Raw genomic sequence first — 12,926 nt, 5'->3', positions numbered from 1 at the left:
GTTGAGTGTCATGTTCCGTCAGAAGCGACAACGGCGCTTGCGTACGGGCTGCGGGCCTGTCGCGGCGATCAGGGGCCTCGTTCGCGGCTGAGGAAGCACGACAGGAGTTGCCTGAAGTCGTGCGGGTGTTCGAGCGCCGGCACGTGCCCGCACCGGCCGAGCACGTGCAGACGGACATCGGCCAGGTGTGCGAGCAGGGGCAGGGCTGCCGTCCCGAGCGGGGTTACTCGGTCCTCGGCGCCGTGGACGAGCAGCACGGGCGCGCGGATCCCTGCCAGCGTCTGCGCCGAGAGGGCGAGGTCATCGGCCCAGCGCGCCCTGGGTGGAGGGAACAACGGCGCGAATGCGGCCGCCCCCGCTCGCATCGCGGCCGCACGGACAGCGACGGCCGACTCGGTCACGAGCGCTTGGTCGTGGACGAGGCGACTCAACATGTCTCGTGCCCCGAGCGGACCGGCGGGGGCGGCCCAGATCGCGTCGAGTTCGGCGGACAGCGGCGCCCCGGGGGCGCCCATCGTCGCGACCGCCACGACCTGGGTGACCTGCCGGGGACGCGCGGCGGCCAACGCCAGCGCCACGGCACCGCCCATGGAGTGGCCCACCACGGCGTAGTGCTCGACACCGAGAGCGTCCATCAGACCCGCGGCCTGTTCCGTCCACAGCCGGAGCCCGCCCCTGGAGCCCGCCGGGATGGGTGTACGGCCGAACCCTGCCTGGTCGGGAGCCACCAGGCGCCAGGACGTGCCGAGCGCCTGTGCCGTCGACGCCCAGGCTCCGGATCCGGTCGTACCTGGTCCTGAGCCGTGCAGCATCAGCACCGCGGGCCCGGCGCCGCTCTCCAGGACGTGGACGGGGGAGCCGTCGACCGTGACGGTCCGAGATGCCGTCACCGGGACAGGCCGGGTGTGCTCATGCCGATGCGGAGTTGACGGACTTCGAGAAGACCTCCATCATCGCCCTGCCGAACTGCGGCATGTCGGGCCATCCCCGGCAGGAGACGAGGTTGCCGTCCACGACGTCGGGAGCGTCGATGACCGTCGCGCCCGCGTTCTCCATGTCACCGGTGATGGGAGGGAAGCACGCCGTCTTGCGACCCTTCAGCAGTCCGTACACAGCCGGCACCTGCGCGCCGTGGCACACCAGCGCGATCGGGAGGTTGCGCGCGAAGAAGTGCTCGGTGATGCGCCTGACGTCGGCGTCGACCCGGATCCACTCGGGGGCACGTCCCCCGGGGATGATGAGGGCGTCATAGCGCTCGACGTCGACCTCGGCCCAGGGCACGTCGACCGGCAACTTCCGGCCGTTCTTCTCCACGTAGGCGTCGGAGTTGGGGTCGAACTCGTGGATGACCAGCTGAACGTCACGCATCGTGCGTGACGAGACATCGACGTCCCAGCCGCCCTCCTGCACACGATAGTAGGGATACATGGTGTCGAGCTCCTCGGCGGCGTCGCCGGTCAGGAGCAGCGCTCTGGGCACCTGCTTCTCCTCGCATCCGGGGCGGGTGAGGTGGATCCAATCCGATCCGATCCGATCGGATTTGAGCTAGCATTCCTCGGGCCGGTCCGCCCGTCAAGACTTTTCGGCCATTCCTTCCGCGGCCTCCGCCTCGTCGAACAGCCGCCGGAACCGCTCGCCGGACCGCAGGATGTGCCGGCGCATGGCGTAGGCGGCGGCGTCGGGGTCGCGCGCGGCGATCGCGGCCAGAACTTCCTCGTGCTCGGCCATGGCCAAGTGAGTGACTTGGGCGTCGTGGTGCAGCCGGAACAGGTGCACGTGCGTGTGCAGGCGGGCGAGCGCTTCGCGGATGACCTGGTTCTCCGCGCTCAAGGCGACGAGATCGTGGAAAGCGGCGTCGCGCAGCCCGAAGGCGCCATAGGCCATGGGGCCCTTGCCCCCCTCCAGCTCCGCCATGTCCTCCAGCATGCTTCGCATGCCGGCCACCTGCTCCGGGGATGCGCGTTCGGCGGATCTGCGCGCCGCCGCGGGCTCGAGGAGCAGGCGGATCTCGAGCATGTCCTCGAATCGGTGACGGGTGATCTGGGGAGGAATGCGATAGCCGGCATGGGGCACGCGCACGACCAGGCCCTCGGCCTCCATGCGGTTCAGGGCGTCTCGGATCGGCGTCTGTGAGACCCCCAGCTCTCGTGCCAGGGCGTCGATCGTGACGCGGGAGTCAGGCTCTATCCGTAGCGACATCATCTGTCCGAGCAGCGCTTCGTACACCTCGTCGGCAAGGCGGCCGCGAGATCTTCCCGGCGGCGTCCCGCCCGGCATGTCCTCACGGCGCCCAGCGATCACCGCTTCGTCGTCCATCGTGACGTGAGGTCCTTTCTTGCGTCTTCGGGACCATGTTGACATCCGTCGCCGTACTGCGGGATGTTGACGCTCCCGATCGGATCGTATAGGAAAGGTGGCGGATGTCAGCCATCCGTCACTCATCGGGGAACCGTCCGCCATCGCTCCGCTTCGATCAGTTGGAGCTTCCATGAGCATGCTCGACGTCCTGCTCGGTTCGCCGCCGGGCCGCACAAGGGCCGAAGGACTTCTCGCCTGCTCAAAGTCCCATCACGCCGCGGCGTACGCGTGACGCCGGTCTGCGGGTCAGCCCCTGCGACAGCCGGCGACACGACTGAACCACCCAGCAACCGCTCGGCGAAGCACGCAGCAAGGCTCCCGAAGTCTCCGCCCAGAAAGCAGGCAAGAAGATGCGGTATCCCCAGCGAAGAGGACGACTGTCCGTTACCGGCCGGAAGGTGGGGCTGGCGACGGCGGCCATGCTACTGGTCACGACCGCGGTGGCTTGCGGCGGCGGGCAGAACGACAGCGCCCCCAAGGCGCCGGCGACCATCCCGGAGCTCACCAAGGATCCGCTGACCCTCAGCTTCATCTGGTTCGACTGGCCCCCCGCCCACGCGCTGGAAGACTTCGCGAACGCGGAGTACGCCAAGGAGCGGCCGAACGTGACCGTCAAGGTCAAGACCGTGCCGAACGCGAACTGGCACGACGCGATGTTCACCCAGTTCGCCGCGCACAAGACCGACTTCGACATCCCGATCCTGGATTCGCAACACATCGGCGAGGCCGTGACGAACGGCAACATCCTGGACATCACCGACTTCGTCAAGAAGAACATCGACGTCCAGGCGTACAACCCGTACCTGCTGGCGGCCTACGGCCAGTTCCCCCAGGCGGAGACCGGGAAGCGCGACGAGAACGCCAGCCTGTACGGACTGCCGCTGCTCGGCGACACCTGGACGATGATCTACCGCAAGGACTTGATCGGTGACAAGCCACCGCAGACCTGGGACGAGATGATCTCGGTCGCCGAGAAGTGCCAGACGGACAACCCCGGCGTCAGCGGGCTGGCTTTCCACCAGGCCAACGGCTCCGACGCCGCGGCCGTCACCTACAACACGGTCAACGGCGTCTACGGCGGCAACCTGTGGGACCCCAAGACCCGCAAGATCGACGGCGTCCTCAACGACGCCGCGGGCCAGGAGGCGATGAACGTCCTGGTCAACAAGATGAAGCCGCTGACCGCCAAGGGCTCCGGCAACTGGTTCATCGACGAGGTGAACGCGGCGGTCGCCCAGGGCAAGGCATGCATCGCGTTCAACTGGATCGCCGCGAGCGGCGGCCTGCTCGACCCGAAGCAGTCGACGCTCGGCACCACGCGGGAGGAGATCCTCGACAAGCTGGGCTTCGCCGCCCTGCCGAGTCAGAAGACGAACCTGGTGCCTCTCGGCGGCATGGGGATGCACGTGTCGGCCTATTCCCCCGAGGCGAACCAGATGGAGGCCCTGAACTTCATGAAGTGGTTCGAGCAGGCCGACATCCAGAAGAAGTGGGCCGCGGCCGGTGGCGTGCCGTCGCGTACGGACGCCCTGGAGTCGCCCGAGTTCCTCAACGCCGCGCCGTTCAACCAGGTGTACACCGACTCGGTGCCGCGGATGCGGGACATGTGGAATGTGCCGGAGTACGCGCGCCTCGTCGACATTGAGAACACCAACGTGAACGCGGCTCTGAACGGCGCGAAGACGCCGAAGGAGGCGCTCGACGACATCGCCAAGGAGCAGCAGAGCGTGCTCGACTCCAGCAGCGGCAAGGGCGGCGGCGGGCTGTGAGTGACCCCGCCCCCCTGACGACCGACCACCCCGGGCAGGTGGCGTCCGCGACGCCGCCTGCACCGGGTCGGTCCAGCCGCCTGAGCGACCGCGGGCTCGCCGTGGCCTTCACCTCGCCCGCGCTGCTGCTGTTGCTCGCGATGTCGGTGTTCCCGTTGCTGTGGGCGTTGTACTTGTCTTTCACCGACTACTCCGCCACCCGCGGGGGGCCGGCCGATTTCGTCGGGTTCGGGAACTACACCGCCATCCTGACCTCGGAGCAGGTCCACCTGAGGGCCTTGACGACGTTGATCTACGTGGTCGGCGCGGTCACCCTGCAGACCGTGCTCGGTTTCGCCATCGCCTACCTCATCTCACGGCGCACGCACGGGCGAGGACTGCTGACCACGCTGTTCCTGGTTCCGATGATGCTGTCGCCGGTCGTGGTCGGGCTGTTCTGGCGATTCATGCTCGACGCGCAGTTCGGCGTGATCAACAGCATGCTCGGCTCGCTCGGCCTGGGGCAGGTGGAGTGGCTCACCGGGCAGCGAACGGCGCTGATCTCCCTGATCCTGGTCGACACCTGGCAATGGACGCCGTTCATCATGCTCATCGCGCTCGCGGGCCTCACCGCGGTTCCCAAGTACCTGTACGAGGCCGCCTCGATCGATCGGGCGTCCGAGTGGTTCCGGTTCCGCACCATCACCCTTCCGCTGGTGTGGCCGCTGCTCCTCATCGCCGTGCTGTTCAGGGCCATCGAGGCCTTCCGGCTGTTCGACCTCGTCTACATCCTCACCAGCGGAGGCCCGGGGGTCTCCACCGAGACGTTGTCGTTCCACGTCTACAAGGTCGCGTTCCTGGGCTTCAACACCGGAACCGCCTCCGCGTACGGGATCCTGATGGTCCTCGTCGTCATCGTCCTCACGCAGCTCTACCTGCGGTACTTGAACAAGCTCAAGGAGGACTGATGGCAGTCTCCGTCGACGAGGCCGTGTCCACGCGTCCTGCCCGGGATCGCACGCCCACGCGCCGCTTCGGCGGGCGGGGCCGCGCCGTGCTGGAGGTCGCGCTGCTGACCGTGCTGGCCGTCGTGATGCTCTTCCCGGTGCTGTGGATGATCGAGACGTCCATCAAGGAGAACCGGGACGTCTACGCCATCCCGGCCAAGTTCTTCGACTTCCAGGTCACCCTGGACCATTTCAAGGACGTGTTCGTCGCCTCCGGCGGCGGTCGCTCGACCTTGTCCGCCGCGTTCCTCAACTCCGTCGTGGTCGCCGGAGCCTCCACGGCGCTGGCCACCGTGCTGGGCGTCCCGGCGGCCTGGGCCTACTCACGCTTCGCGGTGAAGGCCAAGAAGGACCAGCTGTTCTTCATCCTGTCCACCCGCTTCATGCCGCCCGTGGTGGTCGTGATCCCGATCTTCCTCATGTACCGCCAGGTCGGGCTCATCGACACCAAGCTCGGCCTGATCCTCATCTACGCCGCGTTCAACGTCCCGTTCACGATCTGGATGATGAAGGGGTTCGTCGACGAGGTGCCCGCGGAGTACGAGGACGCCGCCATGCTCGACGGCTACACCCGATTGCAGGCGTTCTGGCGCTTCACCCTTCCCCTGCTCGTGCCCGGCATCGCCGCGACGGCGGTCTTCGCCCTCATCTTCTCCTGGAACGAGTTCGTGTTCGCCATCTTCCTCACCTCCAGCGACAGTGTGCGGACGGCCCCGCCCGCCATCGCCGGCCTCATCGGCGGAACCACCGTGGACTGGGGTCTGGTGGCCGCCGCCTCCGTGGTGTTCGCCCTGCCGGTGCTCGTCTTCGCCTACCTGGTGCGCAAGCACCTCGTCGCCGGTGTGACGCTCGGGGCGGTGCGACGCTGATGGCGGGCATCGAGGTGACCGCCCTGCACAAGCGCTACCCGGACGGGACGGTCGCGGTCGATCACGTGGACCTGTCCATCCGCGACGGCGAGCTGTTCGTGATGCTCGGCCCTTCGGGCTGCGGCAAGACCACCACGCTGCGGGCCGTAGCCGGCCTGGAGAGGCAGACGACGGGCGACATCCGCATCGGAGACACGCTGGTCAACGACCTGCCGCCCGCCGAGCGCGACATCGCCATGGTGTTCCAGTTCTACGCTCTCTACCCGCATCTGAGAACCCGCGACAACCTGGCGTTCCCCCTGCGGGCCGAGGGACTGCCCAAGGCGGAGGTACGCGAGCGGGTCGAGGAGGCCGCCCGGCTGATGCGGCTCGGCCCGCTCCTGGACCGGCGGCCGCGCCGGCTGTCCGGCGGGGAGCAGCAGCGCGTCGCGCTCGCCCGCGCCCTGGTGCGACGGCCGCGCGCGTTCCTCATGGACGAACCTCTCACCAATCTGGACGCGGAGCTGAGGGCGGACATGCGCACGGAGATCAAGCACCTGCAGGGGGAACTGGGGACGACGATGGTCTACGTCACCCATGACCAGGTCGAGGCCATGTCGCTCGGCCACAGGATCGCCATACTCAACAAGGGCCGCGTCGAGCAGATCGGCACGCCGCTGGAGGTCTACGACCGTCCGGCGAGTCTCTTCTGCGCCGCGTTCATCGGCTCCCCGCCGATGAACCTGATCGAGGTGGAGGTGGCCGACGGGAAGCTGCGCAGCAAGGACGGACTGGTCTTCCCCCCACCGCCAGGCCTGCCGCGCGACCGCCGCCTGGTCGCGGGCGTCCGGCCGGAGGCGCTGGAAGTCACAGAACCAGGGGCGGAACGTTCGGTCCCGGCCCGCCTGATCTCGGCGGAGTGGCTCGGCGACGAGATCATCTACGTGGTCGACCACGGCGGCCGGCAGGACGTACGGGTTCGGATGCCGCCGACTGTCCGGTTCGCCGCTGACGCACCGGTCGGGCTGCGGCACATCGGCGGAAGCCCGGCGGTCTATGACGTGCGCACGGAAGAGCTGGTGGCCTGATGGGAACCGTGGCAGCGCACGGGCTGCGCAAGTCCTTCGGCAAGGTCCAGGCCCTGGACGGGGTGACGCTGGACGTGCCGGACGGATCGTTCTTCGTGGTGCTCGGACCCTCCGGGGCGGGCAAGACGACGACCCTGCGAGCGATCGCCGGCCTGGAGAAGCTCGACGCCGGGTCGGTGCACCTGGACGGGAGGGACGCGACCGGTGACTCCCCGGCCGAGCGCGACCTGGCCATGGTCTTCCAGAACTACGCCCTCTACCCGCGGCACACGGCGTACGAGAACATCGCCTCGCCGCTGCGGGCACGCCGCCGTCCCGCGAGCGAGATCGCCGCCGAGGTGGATCGGATCTCGGGCCTGCTGCACATCGAACGGCTGCTGCAGCGTCGTCCGGCGCAGTTGTCGGGCGGTGAGATGCAGCGTGTCGCCCTGGCCCGGGCGCTGGTCCGCCGTCCGCGCGCGTTTCTCATGGACGAGCCGCTGACGAACCTCGATCTCAAGCTCCGGGTCGAGATGCGCACCGAGCTCGCCCGCATCCACCGGAGCCTCGGAGCGACCTTCGTGTACGTGACCAACGACCAGGTCGAGGCCCTGTCCATGGCCGACCAGGTCGCCGTACTCAAGGAAGGGAAGGTGCAACAGGCCGGAACGCCGACCGAGGTGTACGAGCGCCCGGCCAATCAGTGGGTCGCGGGATTCGTGGGGAGCCCGCCGATCAGCCTGCTTCCCTGCCACGCCGAAGGAGATCGTCTGCTTGGGGCGGAAGGCTGGACCCTGCCGCGGCCCCGCTGGGCCACGGCCGAGGACGGCCGTCCGCTGCTGCTGGGCCTGCGCGCGGAGGACCTGTCCGTCGAGCAGCGTGGGGACGCGTCGTTGTCAGGTGAGCTCTACGGCCTCGAGCCGCTCGGTGACCGGACGGTGGTCGACGTCCGGGTGGGGACGGAGATCCTCAAGGTCAAGGCACGAGCCACCGTCACCGGTACGCCGGGCGAGCGGGTGCGTGTCACGGTCGACCTGGACCGCGCGCACCTGTTCGACGCGGGCACCGGGCTGGCGCTGTCCGAGGCCGGAAGGTGATCGGTGGCGCACCGAGAACATCACAGGAGGCGGCGCGATGAGTGACCCGATGAACGTCCTGGCCCCCGAGCACCGGCGGCTCCGGATCGGCGACGCCTGGCGCGACGCCGCCGGCGGAGCCACCTTCGCCGTCGAGGACCCGGCCACCGGCAAGACCATCGCCGAGGTGGCGGACGCCGGCGTCGCCGACGGGCTCGCCGCTCTGGACGCGGCGAGCAAGGCGATGGCGGAGTGGGCGGCGACCCCGCCGCGAAGACGGTCAGAACTGCTGACCGCCACGTACCGGGCACTGACCGAGCGATCCGAGGAGGTCGCCCGGCTGATCACGCTCGAGATGGGCAAGCCGCTCGCCGAGGCCCGGGGAGAGGTGGCCTACGGCGCCGAGTTCTTCCGCTGGTTCGCCGAGGAGGCGGTGCGCGTCGAGGGGCGCTACAACACCGCCCCCGCCGGTGGATATCGCATTCTCACCGTGCCGAAACCGGTCGGACCATGCGTCTTCGTGACGCCCTGGAACTTCCCGCTGGCCATGGGCGCCCGCAAGATCGCTCCCGCGCTGGCGGCGGGCTGCACGACGATCACCAAGCCGGCGGCCCAGACGCCGCTCACCATGCTGTTCCTGGCCCGCATCATGGAAGAGGTCGGGGTCCCCCCGGGCGTCGTCAACGTCGTGACGACCAAGCGTGCCGGTGAGGTGGTCTCAGCACTGCTGGCCGACCGTCGGACCCGCAAGCTCTCGTTCACCGGGTCGACCGAGGTCGGGCGCGTGCTCCTCCGGCAGGCGGCGGACAACGTGCTGCGCACCTCCATGGAGCTGGGCGGCAACGCGGCCTTGATCGTGTGTGCCGACGCGGACCTGGACGTCGCGCTCGACGGTGCCATGGTGGCCAAGATGCGCAACATCGGGGAATCCTGCATCGCGGCCAACCGCATCTACGTCGAGGAGCCGGTACGCGAGGAGTTCACGGCGCGCTTCGCCGAGCGGATGGGCGCGCTCTCGGTGGGCCATGGTCTCGACGACGGCGTGGACGTCGGGGCGATGATCGACGAGGCGTCGGTCACCAAGCTCGACGAGCTCGTCGCCGACGCGGTCGATCGCGGCGCCCGCGTCTTGGTGGGCGGCGAGCGTCCGGACGGGCCGGGCTACTTCTACCCGCCCACGGTCCTCGCCGACGTGCCCGAGGACGCGCGGATGCTGGAGACGGAGATCTTCGGCCCGGTGGCGCCGATCATCTCGTTCACGTCCGACGACGAGGTGCTGGCGAAGGCCAACGACACCGAGCACGGCCTCGTCGGATACGTCTTCACCCGTGACCTCCAGCGGGCGCTCCGGTTCACCGAGGGGCTGGAGGCGGGGATGGTCGGCATCAACCGTGGTCTGATCTCGGACCCGTCAGCTCCGTTCGGAGGCGTGAAGCAGTCCGGGATCGGCAAGGAGGGGTCGCACGAGGGCATCCGTGAGTACCTCGACCTCACCTACGCGGCGATCGACCTACCGTGACCGGCACGGATCCGCCGGCGGACGCCGTCCAGCACAACACCGCCGACGTTCCAGAGAGGCACTGACATGCTTGAGACCGTCCGCGGACCACGCCAGCTGATAGTGGGCGAAGGGGTCGCGCAGAACATCCCACGCGTGGTGGCCGAGTGTGGCTCGCGAGTCCTCGTCGTGACCGACCGGGTTCTTCTGGGGCAGCCGGGCGTGGCCGAGATCGTGGCCACCGTGCGGGAGAGGGTCCAAGTCGTCGAAGTGTTCGCCGACGCGACCCCGGACGTGCCACTCGCCGATGTCGCTCTGGCTGTCTCGGTCGCCGCGGACGTGGACGCCGACGTCATTCTCGCCATCGGCGGTGGCACGGTGATCGACCTCGCCAAGATCGTCGGCGTCATCCGGTGCCATGGTGGGACGCCGCGCGACTTCTACGGCGAGTCGAAGGTGCCGGGGCCGACGATTCCTCTCGTCGCGGTCCCGACGACGTCGGGCACCGGCTCCGAGCTCACGCCCGTCTCGGTGTTGACCGACCCTGACCGCGAGCTGAAGGTGGGGGTCTCCAGCGTTCACATCGTGCCTGACTTCGCCATCGTCGACCCCGAGCTCACCTACACCTGCCCTGCGACCGTCACCGCCCACTCCGGCATCGACGCGTTCTGTCACGCGGTGGAGAGCTACACCGCGCGGCCCCGGGCCCACGGACCGCGCGACCCGGTGGAGCAGGTCTTCCTCGGCCGCAACTCGATCACCGATCACTACGCGCTCCTGGCCGCGAAGCGGATCGCCCGCAGCTTGCCCCATGTCGTCAGGGACGGAGGCGACAAGGACGCGCGCGCGGACATGTCCTATGGGTCCATGCTGGCCGGGCTCGCGTTCTCGCACGCGGGCAACGCGGCTCCGCACGCCCTCCAGTACCCCATCGGCGCGGCCACCCACACACCGCACGGCCTGGGCGTCGGGCTGCTGCTGCCCTACGCGCTGGACGCGGCCAGGGATGCCATCGGCGACCGGTTGGCCGTCCTCGCCGAGGTGTGCGGGCTCGATGTGACCGACGCCTCGGACGCCGAGGCCGCGGACATGTTCCTCACCTGGCTCGACGGGCTCCTGGCCGACATCGGCATCCCCACGACCTTGGCGGACATCGGCGTGGCACGCGCCGACCTCCCGCGCTTCGCGGAGATGGCCAGTGGTGTCACCCGCTTGATCCAGAACCATCCAGGCCCGACCGACACCGCGAGCCTGACCGCGATCCTCGAAGCGGCCTGGCTCGGGGACCGAACCCGGCACGTCCTGATTCCGGAGGGATAAATAGTGACAGGCCTTTAATCTGAAATATCGGGAATTGTCAGCTATGCCTTAATGGGATCCGCCCATTCACCGGCATGGTGTACGGCCGCATGCCCCGGCTGTAAAGTCACCGGCTTATTTCGCTTATGACATATAGGTGCCCGAAAATCGGCCGCGGAGATTCCGGTCTTGCGGCCATCAGGCAGACGTAGCCCACCGGCAGGCGTGCCGAACGCGGTGGTTCCGCCGGGGCGGCCGCCCGCGCCCGCCCCGGCGGAACGGCGTCACTCGGAGGAGAAGGCGGCGTCGAAGGAGGCGGCCGGCGGGGTGATGGCGTTGAGCGAGCGGATGTAGGCGAGGGATTCCGGCGCGCCGTGCAGCCGGTCCATGCCCGCGTCCTCCCACTCGATGGAGATCGGGCCGTCGTAGCCGATGTGGTTGAGCGCCCGGAAGCACGCCTCCCACGGCACGTCGCCCCGGCCGGTGGACACGAAGTCCCAGCCGCGCCTGGGGTCGGCCCAGGCCAGGTGGGAGGACAGGCGGCCGCGCCGTCCGTCGCGGGTGGCGACGCGGGCGTCCTTGCAGTCCACGTGGTAGATGCGGTCGGCGAAGTCGAGGATGAAGTTCGCCGGGTCCAGGTCCTGCCACACCATGTGCGAGGGGTCCCAGTTCAGGCCGAAGGCCGGCCGGTGCCCGATGGCCTCCAGCGTGCGCACCGTCGTGTGGTAGTCGTAGGCGATCTCGCTGGGGTGCACCTCGTGGGCGAAGCGCACGCCGGCCTCGTCGAAGACGTCGAGGATCGGGTTCCAGCGGTCGGCGAAGTCGGCGTACCCCGCCTCGATCATGGACGGCGGCACCGGTGGGAACATCGCCAGCGTGTGCCAGATCGACGAGCCGGTGAAGCCGACGACGGTGTCGACGCCGAGCGCGCGGGCGGCCCTGGCGGTGTTCCTCATCTCCTCGGCGGCGCGCCGCCGCACGCCTTCAGGCTCGCCGTCGCCCCAGATGCGGGCGGGCAGGATGCCCTGGTGGCGCTCGTCGACGGGGTGGTCGCAGACGGCCTGGCCGACCAGGTGGTTGGAGATCGTCCACACGCCGAGGTTGTACTTGTCCAGGGTCTCCTTCTTGCGTTCGACGTAGGAGTCGTCCGCGACAGCCTTGTCGACCTCGAAGTGGTCGCCCCAGCAGGCGATCTCCAGGCCGTCGTAGCCCCATGCGGAAGCCAGCCGGCAGACCTCCTCGAACGGCAGGTCCGCCCACTGCCCGGTGAACAGCGTGATCGGTCTCGTCATGAATCCTCCACATCGTCAAGCGGCTGCCTCAGCCGCGCTCTGCTCGACGGCCGCCGGTTCGGTGGGGCCGTGCCCCGCCCGCCTGGCGGCACCGGTTGGCACCGCCGCGATGGCACCGAGGTCGGCGTCGACGGTGCCGCTGCGGCTCTGGCGGCCGATCAGGCGGGCGGGGACGTTCTGGGGCACAAGGGCACGGAAGGCCCGGTGGGCGGGGACACAGCGGCGTCCGTCCGCCGGACGGCACGCGCCGTGGCCGCAGCACGCGGAAGGTGCGGAACAGCGATCAGGCGGGTGGAAGGGGCGGGGGACGGAGGCGGGTCAGGGCGAGCGGACGGTCGGGGTTCTCCCGATGACTCCGACGGCCGGAGACGTTCGGACGGAGTTGACGACGCCACCGACGCCCACCTCGGCGGTGAGGCAGGCCAGGTCGAGGATGCCCGTTCGACCCGGTCGCGACGGTGACGGCCGGCCGGGAGCACGGGATGTTCGCGCTCACATGACGCGGCACGAGGACGCGGTCGGGGTGCACGGTGGCCTGGTCCGCGGGGGCTCCCGCGGGTCCGTCGCGACTCGCCGAGTCGGTCGCGTGGCCGTCGGCCGGGTTGTGGTCCACGCTCCTCCTCGATCAGTGCGGATGGCTCACCGAATTAAAGGTGCCGACCTCTGAGGGCACAAGGGGGAAACCGGTTGCAATTTAGGTAACGTTCCGGTAACTGGCGCCGGAGTGGTCGCT

11 protein-coding genes are annotated in these 12,926 nt (G+C 69.1%); 7 read left to right on the top strand and 4 right to left on the bottom strand.

The window, feature by feature from the left end:
* Positions 1-68 precede the first annotated feature (68 nt).
* The 3 genes from ACGFI7_RS14730 to ACGFI7_RS14720 form a co-directional block, all read right to left on the bottom strand.
* The gene (locus ACGFI7_RS14730) at positions 69-890 is read right to left on the bottom strand and encodes an alpha/beta fold hydrolase (RefSeq protein ID WP_393404027.1); all 822 of its coding nucleotides are present in this window, start codon (positions 888-890) and stop codon (positions 69-71) included.
* 19 nt (positions 891-909) lie between these two features.
* On the bottom strand, positions 910-1,479 hold the full coding sequence (locus ACGFI7_RS14725; RefSeq protein ID WP_106242228.1) for a DJ-1/PfpI family protein: 570 nt from the start codon (positions 1,477-1,479) through the stop codon (positions 910-912).
* Positions 1,480-1,572: 93 nt separating this feature from the next.
* Positions 1,573-2,316: a GntR family transcriptional regulator gene (locus ACGFI7_RS14720; RefSeq protein WP_393404025.1), complete on the bottom strand. Its 744-nt coding sequence runs from the start codon at positions 2,314-2,316 to the stop codon at positions 1,573-1,575.
* 440 nt (positions 2,317-2,756) lie between these two features.
* Here ACGFI7_RS14720 and ACGFI7_RS14715 point away from each other — a divergent pair, with 440 nt between their 5' ends.
* The 7 genes from ACGFI7_RS14715 (at position 2,757) to ACGFI7_RS14685 (ending at position 10,922) form a co-directional block, all read left to right on the top strand.
* Entirely contained in the window at positions 2,757-4,127 is a 1,371-nt protein-coding gene (locus ACGFI7_RS14715) for an extracellular solute-binding protein (protein ID WP_393404022.1), read from the top strand.
* Positions 4,124-5,074: a carbohydrate ABC transporter permease gene (locus tag ACGFI7_RS14710; RefSeq protein ID WP_393404020.1), complete on the top strand. Its 951-nt coding sequence runs from the start codon at positions 4,124-4,126 to the stop codon at positions 5,072-5,074. The genes ACGFI7_RS14715 and ACGFI7_RS14710 overlap by 4 nt, the downstream gene beginning before the upstream one ends.
* Complete coding sequence (locus ACGFI7_RS14705; RefSeq protein WP_393404018.1) at positions 5,074-5,982, top strand: carbohydrate ABC transporter permease; 909 nt, start codon at positions 5,074-5,076, stop codon at positions 5,980-5,982. Before ACGFI7_RS14710 ends, ACGFI7_RS14705 begins: the two co-directional genes overlap by 1 nt.
* Positions 5,982-7,049, top strand: coding sequence for an ABC transporter ATP-binding protein (locus ACGFI7_RS14700; RefSeq protein WP_393404016.1), 1,068 nt, complete (start codon positions 5,982-5,984; stop codon positions 7,047-7,049). Before ACGFI7_RS14705 ends, ACGFI7_RS14700 begins: the two co-directional genes overlap by 1 nt.
* Positions 7,049-8,125 carry an ABC transporter ATP-binding protein gene (locus tag ACGFI7_RS14695; protein ID WP_393404013.1) on the top strand — a complete coding sequence of 359 codons (1,077 nt, stop codon included), beginning with the start codon at positions 7,049-7,051 and terminating at the stop codon, positions 8,123-8,125. The genes ACGFI7_RS14700 and ACGFI7_RS14695 overlap by 1 nt, the downstream gene beginning before the upstream one ends.
* 37 nt (positions 8,126-8,162) lie before the next feature.
* A complete protein-coding gene (locus ACGFI7_RS14690; protein WP_393404010.1) occupies positions 8,163-9,623 on the top strand; it encodes an NAD-dependent succinate-semialdehyde dehydrogenase in 1,461 nt (486 codons plus the stop codon).
* A 66-nt stretch (positions 9,624-9,689) separates the two neighbouring features.
* Positions 9,690-10,922, top strand: a complete 1,233-nt coding sequence (locus ACGFI7_RS14685; protein WP_393404007.1) for an iron-containing alcohol dehydrogenase — start codon at positions 9,690-9,692, stop codon at positions 10,920-10,922.
* A 263-nt stretch (positions 10,923-11,185) separates the two neighbouring features.
* On the opposite strand, the gene ACGFI7_RS14680 is transcribed toward ACGFI7_RS14685, so the two are convergent.
* On the bottom strand, positions 11,186-12,193 hold the full coding sequence (locus tag ACGFI7_RS14680; RefSeq protein ID WP_393404004.1) for a sugar phosphate isomerase/epimerase family protein: 1,008 nt from the start codon (positions 12,191-12,193) through the stop codon (positions 11,186-11,188).
* Positions 12,194-12,926 lie beyond the last annotated feature (733 nt).

The organism is Nonomuraea sp. NPDC048826 (assembly GCF_043198225.1).
GTDB lineage: Bacteria > Actinomycetota > Actinomycetes > Streptosporangiales > Streptosporangiaceae > Nonomuraea.
The sequence above is the reverse complement of the archived record's forward strand: the minus strand, read 5'-3'. Positions and strand labels throughout refer to the sequence as shown.

What these genes read in the sequence shown, in the direction of transcription:
- ACGFI7_RS14705 (WP_393404018.1), top strand. Translation starts at nt 5,074, where the DNA reads ATGGCAGTCTCCGTCGACGAGGCCGTGTCCACGCGTCCTGCCCGGGAT.
- ACGFI7_RS14700 (WP_393404016.1), top strand. Translation starts at nt 5,982, where the DNA reads ATGGCGGGCATCGAGGTGACCGCCCTGCACAAGCGCTACCCGGACGGG.
- ACGFI7_RS14685 (WP_393404007.1), top strand. Translation starts at nt 9,690, where the DNA reads ATGCTTGAGACCGTCCGCGGACCACGCCAGCTGATAGTGGGCGAAGGG.
- ACGFI7_RS14680 (WP_393404004.1), bottom strand. Translation starts at nt 12,193, where the DNA reads ATGACGAGACCGATCACGCTGTTCACCGGGCAGTGGGCGGACCTGCCG.
- ACGFI7_RS14695 (WP_393404013.1), top strand. Translation starts at nt 7,049, where the DNA reads ATGGGAACCGTGGCAGCGCACGGGCTGCGCAAGTCCTTCGGCAAGGTC.
- ACGFI7_RS14690 (WP_393404010.1), top strand. Translation starts at nt 8,163, where the DNA reads ATGAGTGACCCGATGAACGTCCTGGCCCCCGAGCACCGGCGGCTCCGG.
- ACGFI7_RS14720 (WP_393404025.1), bottom strand. Translation starts at nt 2,316, where the DNA reads ATGGACGACGAAGCGGTGATCGCTGGGCGCCGTGAGGACATGCCGGGC.